Genomic DNA, 21,944 nt, shown 5'->3' on the forward strand with positions numbered 1-21,944 from the left:
TGTTGTAATGCATTAAGCATTCAAAAAAACCCGAGCTTAGTCTCGGGTTTTTTAATGCTTGAAGAAAAGTGATTAGCTATCAGCTTTTAGCTGCTCGGTGCTAATATAAGCTAAGTAGCCTGAGTTAGTATCAACCCCGAGTAGAAGCCAGCGGTTTAAGAACCTCTGAATATCTATAGTTTAATATTTGAGCGCTGTTTTTTCATAGAAGGGAATATGACTATACGCTAAAACTCAGTAAAGACATGTCTATTCATTGAATAGCTATCGACTCTTATAGACTATTAGCCTAAGCTAAAAATAGCTTAAATTTACAACAGGAAATGGGCGATGAATAATAAAAATAATTATCCGCAAGGTATATTTTGCTGGGCTGAACTGTGTACTCATAATTGGAAAGATGGAAAAGCTTTTTATACCTCGTTGTTTGAATGGGGGAATGACGACCAGCCAATTGGCGAAGATGAATATTACACAATGCTTCAAAAGCAAGGTGACGATATTGCTGCCATGTACCAAATGCCTAAAGAGCAAGTGGACGATTCCACACCTAGCTACTGGCTTACCTATATTGCAGTAGATGATGTTGATACATGTACAATTAAGGCGCAAAAGCTAGGCGCGCAAATTATAGCAGGCCCTCACAATGTTATGAATGCAGGGCGCATGTTAATGCTTAAAGACCCAACCGGCGCCATAGTGGCGTTATGGCAAGGTAAAGAGCACATAGGATGTCAGCGCCCTTGTGAGCTCGGCACGCCTTATTGGCACGAAATGGCAACGCGTGATAGCGAAGCGAGCCGTCACTTTTACTGCGAATTACTAGGTTGGCAAAGTGAAATAAAGCCTATGGAAGGTATGGATTACACCTTGTTCTTAGTTGCAGGTAAGCCTGTAGCGGGCATGCTACAAATGAATAATGAGTGGCCAGAAGACGTGCCTCCCCATTGGATGATTTACTTTGCCGTGGATAACTGCGATAGCTATGTAAAAAAAGCGGCGATCCTTGGAGGGCAAGTGTGCGTACCTGCTACAGATATCCCTGATGTAGGGCGTTTTAGTGTTATTTGCGATCCTCAAGGGGCTGTTTTTTCTATGATTGAATCGGCAATGGATGATATTAAAGCTTAGTAATTAGCAATGCTTAGGATTAATTTTAGGCTTTAGTATGGTTATTTAGTCGCAGTAATTATATGCTTTTTTGCTATAATGGCGGTAATTACACCGCCAGTCAGCAAGAGAGTCCAATGGAACTTGAACAAGATAGCAATTTAACCCTCCCTTTATTTATTCTAGATGAGACACTAAGTACCCGTGACTTAGCGCAGCCTGACGTGGAAATTTCAGTTATTTTAAGTGATGAGCTACTGACTCAGCTATGCCAAAATCCCAGTGCTGACAGTAGTATTGGTATAAGCATTACGGACTATGAATTGAATGTCATCAATTCAAGCTTTTCAAGTGTAGTGCAAAGCGAACATGACGCTCAACTAACGCTCACTCAAGGCCCTCTATTAAGCGCTGTAGTGACTACAGTTGATGAGCTGACATTCGTATCACCTCAAGTTGATATGATGCCCACGTTCGATTTGGGCGATGAGGCAGAGTAATGAAAAAGATCATTATAAGTACATTTGTACTGATTATTTTAAGTGGCTGTGCCTACCTCGGAAATGCTCATTATAACGAACTGTTTGGTCCCGAAAAAACACAAGCGCGTATTGTTGACGCTAATAGTGGTGATGGCGCCGAATTTCTTCAACATGTAAAGCCTGTAATAGATACTCGCTGCGTGGTTTGCCATGGTTGTTATGATGCGCCTTGCCAGTTGAAGTTGTCGTCTCCTGAGGGAATAGATAGAGGGCTAAGTAAAGAGCTGGTGTACGACGGTACTCGGTTGTTAGCCTCAACGCCGAGCCGATTATTATTTGATGCAACCACCACTGAGCAATGGCGTGAAAAAGAGTTTAGCCCGGTATTAAACGAGCGAGCACAAAATGAAGAAGCCAATTTAGCCGGTAGTGTGTTATTTAACACGCTGGTATTAAAGCAAAGTTCACCTTTGCCAGAAGATGAAGTATTAGATGAACGCTTTGATTTTTCGCTTAGTCGCAACCAAAGTTGTGCGACCATGGGTGAATTTGACCAATTAGCGGATGAGCAACCGCATGCGGGTATGCCTTATGGCTTACCAGGGGTGTCGGCTGCTGAATTTCAGCATCTACAAAATTGGATTAAAAAAGGTGGGAAAATGGCGCATATCAAGCCGCCATCAGCTGCTGAGCTTGCAAAGGTAAAAAACTGGGAAGCATTTTTAAATCAAGATAGTTTGAAGTATCAGTTATCAGCACGTTATATTTATGAACATTGGTTTTTAGCGCACATCTATTTTAGTGATGCGCAATCACCAAACTTTTTTAAGTTGGTGCGTTCAAGCACTCCTCCTGGGGAAGATATTAAGTTAATTAGCGCTCGTCGCCCTTATGATAACCCAAATGTTGAGCGTGTTTATTATCGACTGCTTCACGACCGTTCTACTATTTTGTCAAAAACGCATTTGCCACTTAAGTTAACGGATGAGAAGTTAACGCGCTTATATCAGCAGTTCATCGCACCAAAATACACTGTATCTAGCTTACCAAGCTATGAGCCAGCACTTGCATCAAACCCATTTAAAACTTTTGAAGCACTGCCTATTGATGCTAAATATCAATTTATGCTCGATGAAGCTGAATTAATTATTATGGGCTTCATTAAAGGGCCTGTCTGTCGTGGTCAAATTGCACTGAACGTGATTAATGATCATTTTTGGGTGGCATTTGCCGATCCTGATAAAGTGGCGACTCCAGAGGTTGGTAAAATGCTAATGCAACATGAAGACGCATTAGAGTTACCAGCAGCGGAGGAGAGTAATGCGTTACCTATTTCTAACTGGGTAAAATATTCAGTTCGCGAAAAACGCTATTTAAAAGCCAAGGTTGAGCTAGCTAATAAAATGTTCAAAAATGGCGAGCACTTAACTACTGATTTACTGTGGAAAGGGGAAGGGCATAACCAAAATGCGGCGCTGACAATTTTTCGCCATTTCGATAGTGCAACTGTTGTAAAAGGGCTTATTGGCCAGCAACCTAAAACGATGTGGGTACTTGATTATGCATTGTTTGAGCGTATTCACTACTTACTAGTGGCTGGCTTTGATGTGTATGGCAATATTGGCCATCAATTGATAACACGTTTATACATGGATTTTTTACGCTTGGAAGGTGAGCAAAACTTTCTTGCGTTATTACCAGAGTCACAACGCGAAGCTATTAAGCAAAGCTGGTATCGTAAATCACCGCCAAGCCTATCGACCTTTTTCGAAAATAACCGTGAGTTTAGTCAGCCAAGCGGTATTAATTACCAAACTGATAAGCCACAATCAGAGTTATATGGATTAATTAAACAAACGCTTGAGCCGGTATTAAGTCCTCGTTATGACTATAAAAAAGTACCCGCACCATTAAGTGCAATTAACACCATGCCTGCTAAAGCAATTAACTTACTCCCGCAGCTATCCTATGTGTTAGTAAAAGAGCAAGATGAGCACAAGGCTTATACGATTATTCATCATAACGCGCATTATAATATTTCGAGCTTATTAAACGAAGACGGCCAGCGTGCTTATGAAGAAGATACCGTGACAATTGTGCCAGGTTTTATTGGTGATTACCCATCAGCAATTTGGTATTTAAATAACCCGCAACAAGTTGCTGCATTTGCAGAGCAGCTACCGCTTATGCAAATAGAGGCGGATTATCGGGCTTTAAAGTCTAAGTTTGCGATTCGTCGAACGCACCCTCAGTTTTGGCAATATAGCGATATATTACATCACGTTGCCCGCCAGTATCGGGGGGTTGAATTTGGTATGTTTGATTATAACCGCTTAGAAAATCGTTAATGATATTGTAAGTAGCCCAGCTTTTTAGTTGGGCTTTTTTATATCTAATAATTAGTGAATTAACTGATTAACTTGCTACAGTTAGACTAAAGTGAAAATAAAAAGCAGCTTGGTTTATGTTTAATATTGTAAAGAGTATTCGCAAACGTTATCGGTGGGCATTAATTGCTATTGCCTTGCTGATCAGCGTATCCGCATTACTCATGCAATACGTCTTTTCTGTGCAAAAATACGATGCGAAAATTATCAATATAGCAGGTAAGCAACGCATGCTGTCACAAAAAATAGCGTGGCATAGTAATGCGCTAATTAATCAAACAGCTAACAACGAACAGCACCTGAAATCGTTAGCTTACTCACTTGGGCTATTCGAACAAGGACATACTTTTTTACTCACTAAAAATGAGCAAGGTGAGGCGATTTATTTAAATGCTGCTTTAGTTGATTTATATTATGCCGCCCCAGGCAGCTTAGATACCGAGGTATCTAGTTTTATAAAACAAGCAAAAAAATTACTGACCCAACAAGAACAAGCGAATCCCGCGGTGTTTTCTGTGGGCGAGATTGAAGCATTATTAAAAAAATTAGACACCGCGGTGAGCTTATTTGAGCAGCAAGCGGTGACAAAGGTTAATTGGGTTGCCAATATTGAGCTGTTGTGTTGGTTTTTGACTCTAGCGTTATTGCTTATAGAGTTAAGGTTTGTGTTTATGCCAATGGAGAGGCAAGTTTTGCAGACCCTGCTTGAGTATCAACAACAAAAAGAATTTGCCGAGCAAGTCAGTCAGAATAAAGAACATTTTATTGCACGCGCCAGCCATGAGTTTAGAACTCCGTTACAGGGATTAATTAGTTCTATAAATGAATTAAGTATTCCCAGCTCGCAACAACAAATTCAGCGTCAAGCTCAGTATTGTTCTGTTAGGCTGCTAGCGATGTTAGATGAACTTCAAGATTTACAGGCGCTTAGTTTAAACCGTTGGTCATTAAAGCCGACCTCAGACAACCTACTAACAACTTTAAACAAAATACTGGCTGTGTATCAATATGGCTGTACTGAGAAAGGGTTAAAGTTAATTACCGAGTTAGCGCCGAGCTTAGATTGCGCGGTGATTGTAGATCACGCACGCCTACAGCAAATTGTTTCTGAACTACTTAATAACGCATTAAAGTTTACTGAGCAAGGAGAGGTCACCGTCATTGCTACGCTCAATAACCATCAGTTAGAGTTAAGCATAAAAGACAGTGGCTGTGGCTTTAGCCACCCGGTTGGTCAGCTCGAATTAGATAACAATCAACAAAGTAACCATTTTCAAGGTCTCAGAACAGGGCTTACCCGCGTGCAATATATTGTTAATGCGCTTAATGGCGACATTCGTTTTGAGAATAATCATTCACAAGGCGCCATTGTATTTTTAAGCCTACCATTAGAGATGGACACAAGCGAAACTAAGCCAACGCGCTTGCCTGATGATCTTAAGTGTTTAGTGGTTGAAGATAACCCGCTCAACATGTTAGTACTAACAAAGTTATTAAGTTCTTTGAACATACAGGTTGAATCGGCTGAAAATGGCAAAGTCGCCTGTGAAATGGCGGGTGAAAATACTTATGATGTTATATTTATGGATTTAAATATGCCGGTTTTGGATGGCTTTGAAGCCACAAAGCTGCTACATGAAAAAGACAAAACACGACCCATTATTGTGGTTACCGCAAACACTTCTGATAGTGATATAGCTCGCGCTAAAGCTTGTGGAGCAATAAGTTATATTCATAAACCCATAGATCAGCAAAGTATAATAGCGGCACTAAACGATGCTCTTCTAACAGAGGTTGATTAAATCTCACTTGCCTAATTGTTATTTTGTACGTTAATTTGAATTTTTAAGCCTTATTTTGGTAGCTAGTGTGAGCTCAATTTTACTTCAGCAATTTAATGGTTATTTATCCACCGGTGGCAGTAATCGCTATTATATTAAGGATTTAACTTGGCAAGTAAAACAGGGGGAACACTGGGTATTGCTTGGCGGCAATGGCGCCGGTAAATCTGCGCTTGGGGCTACGCTTATTGGTGAAGCCAAGCAACAAAGTGGGCAACGCCATAGTACTTTTAATAATCTACAGTTGGTTTCAAGTGATTTACAAAAGCAGTTATTAAGCGCTAATCGCAAAAGTGATAAAACACAAAAAGTAACCGATATACTCTTTTCTGCGCCTGAAATAAATAACGATTTATGCCAACAGCTAATTACAGCTCTTAATTTTGATGCCTTACTTAATCGTAACTTTACTGATTTATCGACCGGTGAAACACGTAAATTATTATTGATTAAAGCACTGTCTGCTAATAGTGAGTTAGTTGTGCTTGATGAACCATTTGATGGCTTAGACACTGAATCGGCTGGGCAGTTAAACCGCCTATTAAAGCAACTGAGTACGCACACTTGCTTTGTGTTTGTGCTAAACCGTGTTGATGAAATTCCAGCGTTTGTTGATCACTTTGCTTATGTGAGTAAGGGTCTTTTACAACATAGCTTAGCAAAACCGTGCGCAGCAAAACGAGCCGATTTGTTTAAGTTACTGCATTTAGAACATACATCTATAACTATTCCAGGTTCACCCGAGCCTACTTTTATTTCAAATGTAAACGCGCCACTCGTTAAGCTTACTGATACGCATGTACGTTATGGTGAACAGACTATTTTTGAAAACTTAAACTGGACGATTAAGCAACACCAACATTGGCAACTTACCGGCAAGAATGGCTCAGGAAAAACCTGTTTATTAAATTTAATCACCGGTGATAACCCTCAGTGTTATAACAATGAGATTGAGGTGTTTGGTTTCAAGCGTGGCACAGGAGAGAGTATTTGGGATATAAAACAGCATATTGGTTATATCTCTAATACCTTGCATTTACAGTATAGAGTGAGTATTTCGGCGCTCAATACTGTTATCTCTGGGTTTTTCGATAGTATTGGTTTATATCAACAAGCCAGTGAGTTACAAATGCGGTTAGCGAAACAGTGGTTGGCACTAATTGGCCTTAGCGATAAAGCTAATTGCGCTTTTACTCAACTATCGTATGGCGATCAGCGCCTATTACTTATTGTACGCGCAATGGTCAAACACCCTGCCTTAGTTATTTTAGATGAGCCATGTTTAGGGCTTGATGAGGCAAATCGTCAACGCGTTTTACTGCTGATAGAAAAGGTGTGTGCGGCAAAAACGAGTACCGTTATTTATGTAAACCATCATGCAGCAGATACCATTAAAGGGATTGAACACACCTTAAAAATGGAAGATTTTAAACCAACTTACTATGAACAGCATACGGCTCATAGTGAGTCGATTATATAAGCTTGTTTATAACTGAGTCACCGCGAATCCTTGGTCACGCAGTTGTTTAATTAAGCCATGTTGCTCAACTAAATGCAGAGCGCCTACAGCTATAAAAATATTGCCTTGTTCAAGTTTTGGGGTGAGCTGAGTGACCCAATTATTATTACGCTCAATTAACATCACTTGTTCGCTTTGTTGGCCGTATTGGCTGTTATCAAAACTGGTGTGGTAATAGCCGGTTAGGGTTTTCATATCGCCCTTTTTCCATGCATCCACTAGGGAAATAAAGTAGGTATTAATATCGCTTAGTTGCTCAAAAGTTTCTGCCATCATAGCGTTGCTTAATGACTCTAACCCATTAAACATTTGTAGTTGCTGCTCTATGGTTTCAAGCTCAGCAATTTTAATATTATTCTGTTGGGCATAATCTAATACCTGCTTATCAATACCATTTTTATCTGAATAACCTGCGTTTTGAAACTCAATTTGCATCATGGTTAACATCACAGCCCAAGGTTTAAAGCTGTTGAACATGGCAATATCAATCGACTTTTTAGCAAAGTAGTCTTTGAGTTGTTGAAAATTTTCTGCCGATAGCTCGCTCTGTAAAGTGCGGCCATTTGCTAGCAGCATAAACGGCATAGAACGTTGCTGCATTTGTAGTGGAGAGAGTTTACTAATATCCACTTCAACAACCACTTGATTACTGTCATCCAATGCACGAGTTACCTTTTGTGGTAGGCCTTTCATGCTGGCATCACCTACATGCACGGTGCCAAATAAATACGAGCTAGCGCCTTGTTTTTCTATTTTGAACAGAGCAGGAGCTGCATAGCCATTCACACTAAATGCTAAAACAACGAACGCCATCAATAAATGACTGATACGCAATGACACTTTCATAAAAAATCCTAACCAAGTTTTAGTTGTTTTATAAATACTAACTTAGTTTACTTTATAGGTAACGTAAAAATGCCAGATTAAAAAACGCTATTGGTACCAATTATTGCTGTAGGCCATGTTGCCATAGTTAGCCAAAGCGCGTGCTTGTTTAATAAGCTGGCTATCATCACTGCTAGCGTGTAATTGTTTATTTTTATAAATATAGCTGGTTGCAGGTTTGTTTGGCTGCAAAATCACGACTTTATCATTGAGCATATATGCAAAGTTTTTATCATATTGCATCATTGCACGTTGCTTGCTTTTAGCCACTGGTTGAGTGAGGTCATGACCAATCATCGGGTGCTCACCGCTGGCGCCAATAAGCGACAGTAAGGTGGCGGGAATATCTAGTTGACTGGCTAATTGATGATCGCGTTTGGGCTTAATGTCTTTACCAAAAATAACTGCAGGAATTTTAAAGTGATCAATCGGCACTAGGCTCGAGCCCATCACCCGCGAGTCATGATCAGCAATAACAATAAAAATCGTATTGTCCCAATAGCTCGACCTTTTCGCTTTTTCGATAAATTTACCCAGCGCATAGTCGGCATACTTAGCGGCGTTATTACGGCTTTGTTTTGGTTGTTCAAACAGGGTTATTTTGTCATCTGGAAATTCATAAGGGCTGTGGTTAGAGCTGCTAAAAATCAAACTAAAAAATGGCTTTTGCTGTTGTTGCAATTTGTTCAGTTCTTTATCTGCTTGAGTAAATAAATCTTCGTCGGATGCGCCCCATGAGCCATTAAAATCGATGTTATCGAAGTTTTCACTATCCACAATATCACTAAAGCCATTACCTAAAAAAAAGCTGCGCATATTGTCGAAATGGCTTTCACCACCGTAAATAAATTGAGTTTGGTAATCTTGCTTTGTTAAGAAACTGGCTAAGGTGAAAAAGTCACGTTGTGATTTATCTAGTTTTACAACCGCACGAGAGGGAGTGGGTGTAAAACCGGTTATCACCGCCTCAATACCTCGTACAGAGCGAGTGCCAGTAGCGTATAAGTTGTCAAAGCCCCAACCTTGCCGATAGAGCGCATCTATATTCGGTGTTAAAGGTAAGCCTCCTAAGGTGCCTACATAGCGAGCCCCCAAGCTTTCTTGCAGAATAATAACCAGGTTTTTCTTTTTACCTCGGTAGCTTGCCTGATGAAAAGTGCGGGTAGGGGCATTTGGATTATTAAATATTGCTTGAGGATTTTGCATGGTACTGCGTACTATGGCGAGTAACTCCTCTTGAGGGACCTTGCCATAATATGCCTGACTTGATTGCTCATTGGAGAGCTGTTTTAACGCAAATGCTACGCTATATGATGAATTAAGCGTGAGGTCATTCAGCAAGTGGTCGGTCGAAAATGCCACCATAGCGGGGTTTAATGGACGATGGCCTAATGAATTTCGAGCGCCTAACAGTGTTAGGCTACATATAATAACAGCTAATAGTGATAGTTTTATTGCCCCTAGGGACGAGCGGTTTTGCCATTGCTGAGTAAGAATTTTGTTAGCAAATTTAATGGTGAAAACGAGCGCTAAAACAGCGAAGAGGACTTCGAGTTTGTAACCTGAAAAAATCATTTTAGAGACTTCTTTAGGATAAATAAGGTATTCAATAAATAGGCGATTAGGGCGTAAGTCGTATTCGTTAATAAACGTGGGTGTAATAACCTCAAAAAACACTAACATTGCAGCCATTATTACTAAATACCACTTTACGACTACTCGAATATAAGCGGTTAATTTGAGGGCATGTGCTGCAAGTGTTAGTAACAAAGCGGGGGTTATGATGTAGCATAATGTTGCTATATCAACACGTAAACCGCCTACAAAAACAAAGTGCCAGGCGCCTTCGGTAAATACACGTCCACTTTGCCACAAACTTAAACCTAATCGCGCAAAAGTTAGCAAGCATAGGAGTGCGAAAAAAAATACCGCTAAAACCCACAATGGCCCCAGTACTTTTTTAGTGCTACTGATTAAGTCCATAGCACAGACCACCAAACTAAAATAGCAATAAGCATGGCGATAAAGACACTGGCGGATGCAATATCTTTAGCTAGACCTGATAGTTCATGATATTCGCTACCGATGCGATCAACCACCACTTCGACTGCGGTATTGACCAACTCAGCAAATAACACAAACAATAAGCTGGCAATCAATATTAATTTGCTACTTAAAGTAATTTCTTGCAAGCAGGCAAATACGCCTAGCAAACTAAATAAAACCAACTCTTGCTGAAAAGCAGCCTCAAATCGGCTCATCCATTTTAGGCCGTTAAATGTATGGCTTAAGGTAAAAATTAGGCGCATTAGGCCTTGGCGTTTTATAACGGTTTTATTATTCATATTTTAGTTTCGCTATGGTTAATCGTTTGACATGACGCGAGTAAATCTTCAGAGGTTTGGTAGGTTTTACTCGCAACACCGGTTAAGCTTAAAAGGGTATGAAAAATAGCATCGTGTGATTGCGCTAAAGTGCTATTTAAGTTGTTGAGACACTTGGCTGTAATGCGCTGATTATGCTCATCAGCCCAGATGTAAAGAGGCACATGGGTTTGAGCTGTTGGTGCAAATGCATAGGGAAAGCCATGTAAGTATGCGCCATTTTCACCGAGCGACTCGCCATGGTCTGACACATACAGTAATTGCTTATCAATATTAGCTGGCAGTGCCTTTAACTGTTCAATAACTTGAGCGTTGATAAAATCACTATAAGCAATTGTATTATCGTAGGTGTTAACCAGTTCTTCAGCGCTACAGTTTTGAATATCGCTGCGGTCGCAGGTTGGACTAAACTGTTTAAATTTTTCAGGGTAGCGCTTAAAGTAAGTAGGACCATGTGAACCCATCATATGCAGCACTATAACCGTATTAGCCTGACTCAAATTGGCAAGCTTGTGCTTTAAAGGGGCTAGTAACGCTTCATCAAAACAGTATTTACCATCACATAGTTCAGATGCTTTGGTATCAATATTAATGGTAGGTACGCGCGTGCAGACGTTTTTACAGCCACTGTTATTATCAACCCACAAGACATCTGCGCCTGCTTGTTGTATCAAATCAATTACGTTTTGCTGGTTATCACTGTCTAAACGAGAAAAATTGGCATGAGTTTGCAGTGAAAACATACATGGTACTGACACTGCTGTGGCCGTGCCACACGACGATACGTTATCGAAATAAGTGACATTATGTTTTTGCGTGTATTGGTTGGTATTACGCTCATAGCCTTGGTAGGAAAAATTTTCAGCTCGAGCGGTTTCACCTACCACGATGACAGTAACTCGTGTTGTGCTTGGCGATGCTAAAGTTGGCGTGGTATCAATATTTTTAAATTCAATATCGCTATAAAGTAACTGGTCACGGGCGTATTTGTAGCCACTAGAGAGATATTGAAATGGAATAATTTCTTTTTTAAGAATACGGTTATTTCGGCCTGTTGCCGCATAATCGGCGTAAAAGTTTACTACCACTAATGCAATCAGTGCAAAGCTTGCTAAAAGCAGTTTAAGACGGCTAATAACTTCTTTGTATGGGCGAGCGCAGTTTATTTTTATTCTACTCAAAATAAAGACAGGTAATGCGGCAAAAAGCAGTAAAAAGCCAACAAGTTGCAAGTTTAAATAGCTTAACGCTTCACTAGAGTCAGTTTCGACGGTGTTTTGTATCATGGAATAATCAAACACCACACCATAGTTCAATGAGCCATATAACGCCGCACTCGAGAGCACTAGCAGCAAGTAGTTAATGGGTTTTAGTATTCCCCGAATAGAAACCACTGAAAAGAATATGATTAGCAAACAAATCAGTAGTAACGGCACAGAAAACAAAAATAGCCATGAAAATGTGTGCAACGAGGTAATAGCGCTAAACGCACCATGCATAAATGGAATATTAATAACTAAGCCGTAATAACAAGCCATAAAAATAATGAATGCATTAGCACTGCAATTAAAATAAAAGCGTTTTTTAGTATTTTCTTGCGGTTGCTTACTGAGTTTGAAAGTTGGGTTCATAACACATCTCTTTTTAGTGAACGTTGTTATGCTAGGCTGCCAGACTTAAGAAACTCTTAAGAAATCGATTTATTTTAATTTTGTTAGATAAAAATGAGGAGGCTTACTAAAAATTAATCAAACCAGAATTCAGTGTTATAAGAATAGTGAATTTCCTGAGTTGAAATGAAGGGATAAAAAATCTATTTAACCTGGTTTAATTGAATTTTAAAACCTGAGTAAGCGTGTTTTTATAATTATTTTGAATTGAATTTGGTGTTGACTTAGCGCCCTGAGCGCGGTACTAATATAAAAAGACAGCGAAACAAGATGTTCGCAATGACTAAATCTTAAATGGTACTGAATTTTATGCTTAAAAATGCACTTAACCTAGTCCTGATTATTATCGTGGTGATTATTCCCGCGAGGGCTTCGTAGTGCTTTAAAAAACTAAGCATTGAAAAGCCCTCCGCACTTAACCGTCCGGGGGGCTTTTTAGTTTTAGAGTTAAATTTTTAATGGGTTGTCACACAGGAATGAGGATTTACTAATGACAGGCGCAGAACTAACAATCGATTTACTCGCCAAACACGGCGTAGATGAAGTATTTGGCTACCCAGGTGGTGCTATTATGCCCATTTACGATGCCTTGTATGGTGCGCCTGTAAAACATTATCTTACTCGTCATGAGCAAGGTGCAGGGTTTGCCGCCGTGGGCTATGCACGCAGTACTGGACGTTTAGGTGTGTGCTTGGCAACATCAGGCCCTGGAGCTACTAATTTAATTACCGCATTGGCAGATGCCATGATGGACTCAGTGCCTTTACTTGCTATTACAGGGCAAGTACCAACCGCCGCTATTGGCTCTGATGCTTTTCAGGAAATTGACGTGCTTGGCATGTCGCTTTCGTGTACTAAACACAGTTACATGGTTGAGCGAGCAGAAGATTTAGCCGAAATATTACAAGAAGCCATGCATTTAGCACAAAGCGGCCGTCCAGGCCCTGTTTTGGTTGATATCCCCAAAGACATTCAAATGGCGCAGGTGCCTTTTAAACCTTGGTTAGCGGCAGATGAATATTTGCCTCAACTTGATTTAAACCAAGTCGCTATTGCTAACCAATTACTCAGTGAAGCCAAACAGCCTGTTGCCTATGTTGGTGGCGGGGTCCATGCCGCTGATGCGCAAGCGCAGTTAATGCAATTTTTAAATAAAACGCAAATGCCAGCGGTTTCAACCCTTAAAGCATTGGGCAGTGTATTACCTGATTACGAATATGATTTAGGCATGCTAGGTATGCATGGCGGTCAAGCGGCTAATTTAGCGGTGCAAGAATGTGATGTATTAGTGTGTATTGGTGCTCGCTTTGATGACCGTGTAACAGGCAACTTAGCTAAGTTTGCTGCAAAAGCAAACGTGATTCATTTAGACATAGATGCAGCCGAGGTCGGTAAACGTAAACCCGCAAAGGCTTCTTTAATTGCTGATTTAAAAACCTCACTTCCCGCCCTTGAGTGCGTCGTTACGCCAAAAGCGTGGTGCGATCATAATAAACAAATGATGGTTAAGCATGCATGGCGCTACGACTATCCTGGTGAAAAAGTATTTGCCCCTTATTTACTTAATCAACTAAGCCAGCGTATGCCAAGCACTAGTGTGGTGTGTTGTGATGTAGGCCAGCACCAAATGTGGGTAGCTCAGCACATGAAGTTTAGCCACCCTTGCAACCATTTGAGCAGTGGTGGTGCAGGCACTATGGGATTTGGTTTACCCGCGGCTATAGGTGCACAGATAGCGCGTAAAGATGACTTTGTGATCACCGTTTCAGGCGATGGTTCAATCATGATGAACATTCAAGAGCTTGCCACTATTCGCCGTAATAATTTACCAGTAAAAATACTGATACTTGATAACCAGCGCTTAGGAATGGTGCGCCAATGGCAAGAACTATTTTTTGAAGGGCGTTACAGCGAAACTAACCTATCAGACAACCCTGACTTTGTACAACTTGCTGCTGTGTTTGGCATTCCTGGGCAAACTATTACCCATGCGAACCAAGTGGATGATGCAATCACTGCCTTATTAAATAGCGATGGACCCTATATTGTTCATGCTTGTATCGATGATAAAGAAAACGTATGGCCACTTGTTCCGCCTGGAGCTGCCAACGATGAAATGATGACGGAGAAAGCACAATGAAACACAACTTAACTATTGCCTTAAAAAGTCAAAGTGTCGCAATCGAGCGCTTTTTACGTGTGGTGCGTCATCGTGGTTTTGACTTGACTCACTTACAGCTCAATATGGACGATGGTCAATATAATATGGCAATGACGGTTGATAGTGATAAACCAATTTACTTGCTTACTAGCCAGTTAAATAAATTGGTTGATGTGAAACATGTGACGCTACAAAGCTTACAGCAACAGGCTGTATAAAATAAATTTAACGAATTTTACGAATAACCGATTATTTGGTTATTCATCAATTTTTAGAATGAGGAATGCCCGCATTAATTGCGGCAAACACTGAGGTAACTATGGCTAAATTAAGAAGTGCAACCACCACTGAAGGGCGTAAACGCGCAGGCGCAAGAGCATTATGGCGTGCAACAGGCATGACTGATACCGACTTTGGTAAGCCAATTATTGCTGTTGTGAACTCATTTACGCAATTTGTACCGGGGCACGTACATCTTAATCAGCTTAGTGAACTGATGGCTGAAACCATTACTCAGGCCGGTGGTGTACCAAAAGAATTTAATACCATTGCTATCGATGACGGTATTGCCATGGGTCACGGCGGTATGCTTTATTCACTGCCATCGCGCGATTTAATTGCCGACTCAGTAGAGTACATGGTGAACGGCCATTGTGCCGATGCGATGATTTGTATTTCTAACTGCGACAAAATCACCCCTGGAATGATGTTAGCGGCGCTGCGTTTAAATATACCCGTTATTTTTGTATCGGGCGGCCCAATGGAAGCAGGTAAAACCAAATTAGCGAATATCGATATTAAACTCGATTTGGTTGATGCTATGGTTAAAGGCGCTGATGAATCGGTAAGTGATGCCGACTCTGAGCAAGTTGAGCGATCTGCATGCCCTACCTGTGGGTCGTGTTCAGGGATGTTTACCGCCAATTCTATGAACTGTTTACTAGAAGCAATTGGCCTTGCGCTGCCTGGTAATGGGACCACGCTTGCGACCCATAAAGACCGCAAACAACTATATGTTGAAGCGGGTGCACGTATCGTTGATTTATGCCGTGAGTACTATCAAAAAGATAACCAAGACGTACTGCCTCGTGCTATCGCTAATAAAACCGCATTTATGAACTCTATGGTGGTTGATATTGCTATGGGCGGTTCATCAAATACGGTATTGCATTTACTCGCAGCGGCACAAGAAGCCGGCGTTGATTTTGATATGTCACACATTGATGAACTTTCACGTAAAACCCCGTTTTTATGTAAAGTTGCTCCAGCTACAGCGCAATACCACATTGAAGACGTACACCGTGCTGGTGGCATGATGGCGATAGTTCGCGAGCTTGGAAAGGCTGGGTTAGTTGATTTATCGGTTAACCATGTTGCTGGTATGACAATGGGTGAACTGGTTAAAAAGTGGGATGCAACCGATCCGAATAACGAAGCTGCGCAAAAGTTTTATCGTGCTGGCCCTGCAGGTATTCGTACCACCAAAGCAATGAGCCAAGATTGTCGTTGGGATGAGGGTGATAACGACCGTGAAAACGGTTGTATTCGCAGTGTAGAACATGCATTTCGTCAAGATGGCGGCCTGGCGGTACTTGCGGGTAATTTAGCGGTTGATGGCTGTATTGTTAAAAGTGCCGGTGTTGTCGATGAAATGCTGCACTTTGAAGGTACTGCGGTTGTGTATGAGTCACAAGATGATTCTGTAGAAGGGATTTTAAATGGCGAGGTAAAAGCCGGCGATGTGGTGGTTATTCGCTACGAAGGGCCTAAAGGCGGCCCTGGTATGCAAGAAATGCTATACCCAACTAGCTATTTAAAATCAAAAGGTTTGGCAGAGCAGTGTGCATTAATTACTGATGGGCGTTTTTCAGGTGGCACGTCGGGTCTATCGATTGGCCACGTATCGCCGGAAGCTGCCAGCGGTGGCGCAATTGCTTATGTTGAAAACGGCGATAAAATTATCATCGATATTGCCACTCGAGAAATAACGCTGGCGTTAAGCGGTGAAGAGCTTGAAGCTCGCAAGCAAAAACAACTGGCTCGTGGTAAACAAGCGTATAAACCGCTTAATCGTGATCGTTATGTATCATCTGCGCTTAAAGCGTATGCGCTACTTGCAACTAGTGCCGATAAAGGCGCAGTTCGCGATTTAGCCAAACTGGAGGAGCTTAGCTAGGTATGGTTTCTCAAGAACTCGATTATTTTCGCGCGATTATCCAAGCCAATATGGAGCCTTTAGCCAAGGTAACTGAGGTAAGTGAAATGGCCGAATTGAGTGCACGATTAGGTAATCATGTTTGGTTAAAACGTGAAGACCAGCAACCCGTGTACTCGTTTAAATTACGCGGTGCTTTTAATAAATTAAATAAGCTGCCTAAAGGCTCGGTTGTGATCACCGCATCCGCAGGTAACCATGCCCAGGGTGTGGCACTAAGTGCCTCACACTTAGGGCACAAAGCCACCATTGTGATGCCCGTGACCACACCTGAAATAAAGGTTAATGCGGTAAGGGCATTGGGTGGTGAAGTCGTATTGCATGGCCATCAATTTGATGCCGCAAAAGCGTATGCGCTGGAATTAACTGAGCAGCGAAACGGCGTATTTGTACCGCCATTTGATGACCCTGATGTGATTGTTGGTCAAGGTACGGTTGCCCGTGAATTAATGCAACAGCTCAACGATTTAGATGTGGTATTTATTCCTGTTGGCGGCGGCGGCTTGCTGGCAGGTATGGCGGTATATATTAAGTCGCTGCGCCCCGATATCAAAGTGATAGGGGTTGAGGCGAATGAAAGCGCCTGCTTAAAAGCTGCTTTAGCAGCAGGCGAGCCGGTAGAGCTCGATCGCGTTGGCAGTTTTGCCGATGGTGTTGCCGTTAAAATAATTGGTAGCGAAACATTCAGACTGGCACAAAAGTTTTGTGATGAAGTAGTTACCGTATCAGACGATGAAATATGTGCAGCCATGCAAGATATTTTTGTATCAACCCGTGCTATAGCTGAGCCTTCAGGAGCGCTTGCAACTGCAGGGCTTAAAAAATGGTCTCAGCAGTCGGGTTTAAAGGGGTTAAATTTAGCCGCTATTTTGTCTGGTGCTAATTTAAACTTTGATCGCTTACGTTATGTGGCTGAGCGCACTGCGCTGGGTGAGAAAAACGAAGCTTTATTAGCCGTGACCATTGATGAAAAGCGCGGTAGTTTTAAGCAGTTTTGTACATCTTTAGGTGGGCGTGCCATTACTGAGTTTAACTATCGTTATGCGGGGCCTGGCGAGGCGCAAATTTTTGTTGGTATTGCGCTACGTCAAGGGTTAGCAGAACTTGAAGAGCTTAAACAAAGTCTAACAGATAACAAATATACCTTTTGCGATTTGTCAGATAACGAATTAGCAAAGCTGCATGTACGCTATATGGTTGGCGGTAAAGCGCCAGAGCAGTTACATGAACGCTTACTAAGGTTTGAGTTTCCAGAGTACCCAGGCGCATTGGCGCGCTTTTTGGATACGCTGGGTAGTAACTGGAATATCACTTTATTTCACTACCGCAATCATGGCGGGTCAATGGGGAATGTATTAGCAGGCTTTGCTATTGAACCAAGCCAATATGAGATGTTTAATGAGCACTTAAATCGGCTAGGTTACAGTGTCCAAGACGAAACCGATAACCCCTGTTTTACTCAGTTTTTAACTACCCAACCTCAAGCAGAAAAGCTTGAAAAAATTGCTCTAGCCTAACTCTATCCTAAGCAAGCATCTTATCCCGATGCTTGCTTTATTAGCTGTTTTACATATAGTTATAATTAATTATCATGTTTATGGAAGCCTGCTTTGCTACTTAAAGGAATAATAATTAGCACCTGCTTTTTTTGTAGCCAGTTAACGGCGCAGGAATCAGTCACGTTACAATTAAAGTGGACGCACCAATTTCAATTTGCTGGCTATTACATGGCCAAACAAAAAGGCTTTTATAATGAGGCCGGTTTAGACGTCAATATAGTTCCTGCCGATCCAAAACGGCCAAATAGTTTTGGTGCGGTAGAGCGAGGAGAGGCGCAATTTGGTGTAGCACATTCAGGTATATTAGAACGCCGTATTGCCGGTGAACCCTTTGTAGCCATGGCTGCCATATTACAGTTTTCTCCTTACTGTTGGATGGTAAAAGAAACTTCAGATATTTTTCATGCTCGTGATTTTATTAACAAGCGTGTAAGTGAAGTCAGCAAAGAGAGTAATTCTGAGTTACTAACTATGCTTAAGCGCAGTGGTATTGATACCGAAAAACTGGCTGTTTACAAAGGCGATGAATTACAACAAGCATGGATGGAAAATAAATTAGATGCGATAGAAGTGTATGTTACCGACCTACCTTATCATATGGATCAGCAAGGGGTTGCTCATAGACTTATATGTCCACAACGTTATGGGATGGATGTATACGCGGATATTTTATTTACCAGCGATAGTATGGTTAAGTATCACCCCGATACGGTAGAAAAGTTTTATCAAGCAAGTTTAAAAGGGTGGCGCTACGCGGTAATGAATATGGATGAAGCCATTGCCATAACCCAACAGTTTTATGCGCCTGATCGCAGTTTTCATCAACTGGCATATGAGGCTGAGGTACTTAAAGACTATATTGCTCCACCGAGTACTACTGTGGGTAATATGTCGATGGCTAAATGGCGTTTAATTGCTGACTTATATGAGATTGATCAAACAAAGTTTGATGAAGTAAAAGCTGATTTTATTTATAAATATAAAAAGCAAGAAACACTGCAGCTTTCTTGGATGCTAATTGCGGCTATTATAATAAGCATTATTTCTATCCCTCTGTATTTACGTTTAATACTTAAATCGGCTAAACAAAATCGGGTATAAGGTTAAGCAATTCCCTTGCTCTGCGAGGTTAAAAAAATAACCGCTTAATTAGGTGCTATTGTGCTGGTATAATCAAACGTCTTTTTTATATCCTAAGCTGTTATGACCTTAACTGAGCAATTTTCTGCCCTCAACTCTTTGCTAATGAATACTCGCTTGTATTGGCAGTGTACTGCATTTGATTTTGACGCTTTACCTTGGCCTGAATTACATGCTCCTTTGAGCGCTTTATCCGATCAGGCGGTTGCTGAATTAGACTCTGATCAAGAGCAGCTCTATCAGTTTTTTTCATCCTATATTCCCGCTGTTGAGCAACTTAGCCGATTAGTGTCATTACCTGCCATTACCAACACTCGGAAGGAGTACCCATTTTGGATCAGTAATGGTATTAAAGGTCGAAAGTTTACTCAGCTACAAGATTTTGTTGGCGCATTGCCCACTAGTAATCAGCCTGTATTAGAGTGGTGTGCAGGTAAAGGCCATTTAGGGCGAATGTTAGCTTTTAATGGTGCGCAGAGTGTACACAGCGTTGAGCTACAATCTCATTTGTGTGAACAAGGGAAAAAAAGTGCACAGCAGCAGGGACTTGCAATACAATTTAGCCAAGCCGATGTACTTAAGGATAACATTCAGGATTTTTTTAGCCCACACACTCATGCCGTCGCTTTGCATGCCTGCGGTGCGTTACACCAAACTTTTATGCATCAAGCCAGTGCAGCAAAAGTACCACAAATTAGCTTTTCACCTTGTTGCTATCATTTATTTACTGATAATAATTACCAAGCGATGAGCGAGCATGCTCAGCAAAGTCGATTAAACTTAACTCACAGAGATTTAAAGCTCGCCCTGCAAGAAACTGTTACAGCTCCTTCGCGAGTAGGCAAAGTGCGAAAAACAGAAGTGGAGTGGCGACTCGGGTTTGATGCCTTAAGAAAGTCACTTACTGGTGAGTTAGGGTATGTCAGCGTCCCTTCAGTGAATAAAGCGATATTTTCAGATTCGTTTGCAGCATTTTGTAACTGGGCGGCAGACAAAAAAGCCTTAAAACTGCCAAAAGATATTGATTACAATAAGTTTTTATTGATTGGGCAGGCGCGAAAAAAAGTAACAGAGCGAGTTGAACTGGTTCGACATGTGTTTAGAAGAGCAATAGAAGTTTGGCTTGTGCTCGATCGTGCTTTATATTTGCAGCAGCAAGGCTATGACGTCAGTGTTAATACATTTTGTGAGAAGCAATTAACACCCCGTAATATTTTAATTTTAGCCAGTTTAAAAACGCCCTCAACCTAAAAGAGATGTAATGAGAAATTTAAATAACTTACTAGAAAATAATAAACGCTGGGCATCTAGAACGAGCGAAGCGAACCCTGAATTTTTCAAAATTTTATCGATGCAACAAAACCCAGAGTACTTATGGATAGGTTGCTCTGATTCACGGGTGCCAGCTAATCAAATTGTTGATTTATTACCGGGTGAGTTATTTGTGCACCGTAATGTTGCCAACGTGGTTGTACATACCGATCATAATTGTTTATCGGTTATGCAGTACGCGGTCGAAGTATTAAAAGTAAAACATATTATGGTTGTTGGCCACTACGGTTGTGGTGGTGTGCAAGCGGTACTAAACGAGGACCGCTTTGGCTTTATTGATAACTGGCTGCGCCACGTTGGTGATGTAAAAGAAAAACACCTAGAGCAACTTAATGCTCTGCCAGAAAAACAACGCCTTGATCGTTTAATAGAGCTTAATGTGATTGAGCAAGTGCGTAACGTATCTCGCACTAGCATTGTTCAAGATGCATGGCTAAGAGGTCAAGAACTCACGGTTCATGGTTGGGTATATGGCTTAGAAAATGGTCATTTGCATGACTTAGAATCGGTAGTTAGTTGTGCTGAAGAAGAGTGTGAAAGCTATAAAAAAGCAGTACACCATGTACTAAATAAATCTGCGGACAGTCACCTTTAATATGGCCAAAACGGCGCTAATAATCGGCAGTACCGGCTTAGTTGGCAGCCAGTTATTACAACAGCTGTTAGCATCTTCTAGCTATTCGCAGGTAGTGAGCTTATCGCGCCGCCAATTAGATTTTTCCCACCCTAAATTAATTAGCTATGTTATTGATTTTGAAAATTTGACGCATTATGTTGAACTGTTCAAAGGTGACGTGTTCTTTTCTTGCTTAGGGACTACGTTAAAGCAAGCGGGTAGTGTGGCTGCACAACGTAAAGTTGATTTTGAATACCAATTTATTTGTGCGCAAATGGCGGCCAATAACGCTGTTCCGCATTATTGTTTGGTATCGTCAAGTGGCGCAAATGCGCATAGTATGAGCCGTTATTTAAAAATAAAAGGAGAGCTTGAGCAGCAGGTGAAGCAGCTTGGCTTTGCACGCTTGAGTATATTGCAACCGTCTTTATTAGTTGGCGAGCGCTCAGAGCTTAGAATTGCAGAAAAGTTCGGTGAGGTGGTACTTCCACTGCTAACGCGTTTTGGTATCCTCAAACGGTATAGACCCATTACCGGTGAGCAAGTAGCTAATAAATTGCTGAGGGTAAGCATAGAGCAACAACAAGCAACGGGTTACTATGTGCTGGACGAGCTATTTAAATAACTGAGTGATTAGCGCCAT

The 21,944-nt window shown here is 41.3% G+C and carries 17 protein-coding genes; 13 read left to right on the plus strand and 4 right to left on the minus strand.

From position 1 onward, the window contains the following. Positions 1-330 precede the first annotated feature (330 nt). From CWB77_RS11965 to CWB77_RS11985, 5 genes are all read left to right on the plus strand, one after another. Positions 331-1,131, plus strand: a complete 801-nt coding sequence (locus CWB77_RS11965) for a VOC family protein (RefSeq protein ID WP_138622877.1) — start codon at positions 331-333, stop codon at positions 1,129-1,131. 116 nt (positions 1,132-1,247) lie between these two features. Next, a complete protein-coding gene (locus CWB77_RS11970) occupies positions 1,248-1,610 on the plus strand; it encodes a hypothetical protein (RefSeq protein WP_054202577.1) in 363 nt (120 codons plus the stop codon). Continuing rightward, positions 1,610-3,940 carry a fatty acid cis/trans isomerase gene (locus CWB77_RS11975; RefSeq protein WP_138622879.1) on the plus strand — a complete coding sequence of 777 codons (2,331 nt, stop codon included), beginning with the start codon at positions 1,610-1,612 and terminating at the stop codon, positions 3,938-3,940. Before CWB77_RS11970 ends, CWB77_RS11975 begins: the two co-directional genes overlap by 1 nt. Positions 3,941-4,056: 116 nt before the next feature. Further along, positions 4,057-5,781, plus strand: a complete 1,725-nt coding sequence (locus CWB77_RS11980; RefSeq protein WP_138622881.1) for a response regulator — start codon at positions 4,057-4,059, stop codon at positions 5,779-5,781. A 67-nt stretch (positions 5,782-5,848) separates the two neighbouring features. Beyond that, positions 5,849-7,300: an ATP-binding cassette domain-containing protein gene (locus CWB77_RS11985; protein ID WP_138622883.1), complete on the plus strand. Its 1,452-nt coding sequence runs from the start codon at positions 5,849-5,851 to the stop codon at positions 7,298-7,300. 6 nt (positions 7,301-7,306) lie between these two features. On the opposite strand, the gene CWB77_RS11990 is transcribed toward CWB77_RS11985, so the two are convergent. The 4 genes from CWB77_RS11990 to CWB77_RS12005 all read right to left on the minus strand — a co-directional run bounded on the left by CWB77_RS11990 (position 7,307) and on the right by CWB77_RS12005 (position 12,239). Beyond that, complete coding sequence (locus CWB77_RS11990) at positions 7,307-8,185, minus strand: TraB/GumN family protein (protein ID WP_138569765.1); 879 nt, start codon at positions 8,183-8,185, stop codon at positions 7,307-7,309. Positions 8,186-8,272: 87 nt separating this feature from the next. Beyond that, positions 8,273-10,207: an LTA synthase family protein gene (locus CWB77_RS11995; RefSeq protein WP_138622885.1), complete on the minus strand. Its 1,935-nt coding sequence runs from the start codon at positions 10,205-10,207 to the stop codon at positions 8,273-8,275. Then, complete coding sequence (locus CWB77_RS12000) at positions 10,198-10,569, minus strand: diacylglycerol kinase (RefSeq protein ID WP_008112748.1); 372 nt, start codon at positions 10,567-10,569, stop codon at positions 10,198-10,200. The genes CWB77_RS11995 and CWB77_RS12000 overlap by 10 nt, the downstream gene beginning before the upstream one ends. After that, the gene (locus CWB77_RS12005; protein ID WP_028834465.1) at positions 10,566-12,239 is read right to left on the minus strand and encodes a phosphoethanolamine transferase; all 1,674 of its coding nucleotides are present in this window, start codon (positions 12,237-12,239) and stop codon (positions 10,566-10,568) included. The genes CWB77_RS12000 and CWB77_RS12005 overlap by 4 nt, the downstream gene beginning before the upstream one ends. A 529-nt stretch (positions 12,240-12,768) precedes the next feature. Here CWB77_RS12005 and ilvG point away from each other — a divergent pair. From ilvG to CWB77_RS12045, 8 genes are all read left to right on the plus strand, one after another. Beyond that, positions 12,769-14,418: an acetolactate synthase 2 catalytic subunit gene (ilvG, locus tag CWB77_RS12010; RefSeq protein ID WP_138622887.1), complete on the plus strand. Its 1,650-nt coding sequence runs from the start codon at positions 12,769-12,771 to the stop codon at positions 14,416-14,418. Then, the gene (gene ilvM, locus CWB77_RS12015) at positions 14,415-14,657 is read left to right on the plus strand and encodes an acetolactate synthase 2 small subunit (RefSeq protein ID WP_008112745.1); all 243 of its coding nucleotides are present in this window, start codon (positions 14,415-14,417) and stop codon (positions 14,655-14,657) included. Before ilvG ends, ilvM begins: the two co-directional genes overlap by 4 nt. A gap of 101 nt (positions 14,658-14,758) precedes the next feature. Further along, positions 14,759-16,615 carry a dihydroxy-acid dehydratase gene (ilvD, locus tag CWB77_RS12020; RefSeq protein ID WP_138622903.1) on the plus strand — a complete coding sequence of 619 codons (1,857 nt, stop codon included), beginning with the start codon at positions 14,759-14,761 and terminating at the stop codon, positions 16,613-16,615. A 2-nt stretch (positions 16,616-16,617) separates the two neighbouring features. Next, a complete protein-coding gene (gene ilvA, locus CWB77_RS12025; protein WP_075169505.1) occupies positions 16,618-18,171 on the plus strand; it encodes a threonine ammonia-lyase, biosynthetic in 1,554 nt (517 codons plus the stop codon). Between the two features lie 93 nt (positions 18,172-18,264). Beyond that, positions 18,265-19,314: an ABC transporter substrate-binding protein gene (locus tag CWB77_RS12030; protein ID WP_138622889.1), complete on the plus strand. Its 1,050-nt coding sequence runs from the start codon at positions 18,265-18,267 to the stop codon at positions 19,312-19,314. A 102-nt stretch (positions 19,315-19,416) separates the two neighbouring features. Then, positions 19,417-20,604, plus strand: a complete 1,188-nt coding sequence (locus tag CWB77_RS12035; protein ID WP_138622891.1) for a methyltransferase — start codon at positions 19,417-19,419, stop codon at positions 20,602-20,604. A 10-nt stretch (positions 20,605-20,614) separates the two neighbouring features. Continuing rightward, a complete protein-coding gene (gene can / locus CWB77_RS12040) occupies positions 20,615-21,280 on the plus strand; it encodes a carbonate dehydratase (protein ID WP_008112739.1) in 666 nt (221 codons plus the stop codon). 1 nt (position 21,281) lies between these two features. Beyond that, positions 21,282-21,926 (plus strand): Rossmann-fold NAD(P)-binding domain-containing protein, encoded by a 645-nt coding sequence (locus CWB77_RS12045; RefSeq protein WP_138622893.1) that lies wholly within the window; start codon positions 21,282-21,284, stop codon positions 21,924-21,926. The last annotated feature ends 18 nt before the right edge of the window (positions 21,927-21,944 follow it).

This window comes from Pseudoalteromonas sp. S1610 (assembly GCF_005887465.1).
In the GTDB taxonomy this organism is placed as follows: Bacteria; Pseudomonadota; Gammaproteobacteria; order Enterobacterales; family Alteromonadaceae; genus Pseudoalteromonas; species Pseudoalteromonas undina.

What these genes read in the sequence shown, in the direction of transcription:
- CWB77_RS11965 (WP_138622877.1), top strand. Translation starts at nt 331, where the DNA reads ATGAATAATAAAAATAATTATCCGCAAGGTATATTTTGCTGGGCTGAA.
- CWB77_RS11970 (WP_054202577.1), top strand. Translation starts at nt 1,248, where the DNA reads ATGGAACTTGAACAAGATAGCAATTTAACCCTCCCTTTATTTATTCTA.
- CWB77_RS11975 (WP_138622879.1), top strand. Translation starts at nt 1,610, where the DNA reads ATGAAAAAGATCATTATAAGTACATTTGTACTGATTATTTTAAGTGGC.
- CWB77_RS11980 (WP_138622881.1), top strand. Translation starts at nt 4,057, where the DNA reads ATGTTTAATATTGTAAAGAGTATTCGCAAACGTTATCGGTGGGCATTA.
- CWB77_RS11990 (WP_138569765.1), bottom strand. Translation starts at nt 8,185, where the DNA reads ATGAAAGTGTCATTGCGTATCAGTCATTTATTGATGGCGTTCGTTGTT.
- CWB77_RS11995 (WP_138622885.1), bottom strand. Translation starts at nt 10,207, where the DNA reads ATGGACTTAATCAGTAGCACTAAAAAAGTACTGGGGCCATTGTGGGTT.
- CWB77_RS12000 (WP_008112748.1), bottom strand. Translation starts at nt 10,569, where the DNA reads ATGAATAATAAAACCGTTATAAAACGCCAAGGCCTAATGCGCCTAATT.
- CWB77_RS12005 (WP_028834465.1), bottom strand. Translation starts at nt 12,239, where the DNA reads ATGAACCCAACTTTCAAACTCAGTAAGCAACCGCAAGAAAATACTAAA.
- ilvG (WP_138622887.1), top strand. Translation starts at nt 12,769, where the DNA reads ATGACAGGCGCAGAACTAACAATCGATTTACTCGCCAAACACGGCGTA.
- ilvM (WP_008112745.1), top strand. Translation starts at nt 14,415, where the DNA reads ATGAAACACAACTTAACTATTGCCTTAAAAAGTCAAAGTGTCGCAATC.
- ilvD (WP_138622903.1), top strand. Translation starts at nt 14,759, where the DNA reads ATGGCTAAATTAAGAAGTGCAACCACCACTGAAGGGCGTAAACGCGCA.
- ilvA (WP_075169505.1), top strand. Translation starts at nt 16,618, where the DNA reads ATGGTTTCTCAAGAACTCGATTATTTTCGCGCGATTATCCAAGCCAAT.
- CWB77_RS12035 (WP_138622891.1), top strand. Translation starts at nt 19,417, where the DNA reads ATGACCTTAACTGAGCAATTTTCTGCCCTCAACTCTTTGCTAATGAAT.
- can (WP_008112739.1), top strand. Translation starts at nt 20,615, where the DNA reads ATGAGAAATTTAAATAACTTACTAGAAAATAATAAACGCTGGGCATCT.
- CWB77_RS12045 (WP_138622893.1), top strand. Translation starts at nt 21,282, where the DNA reads ATGGCCAAAACGGCGCTAATAATCGGCAGTACCGGCTTAGTTGGCAGC.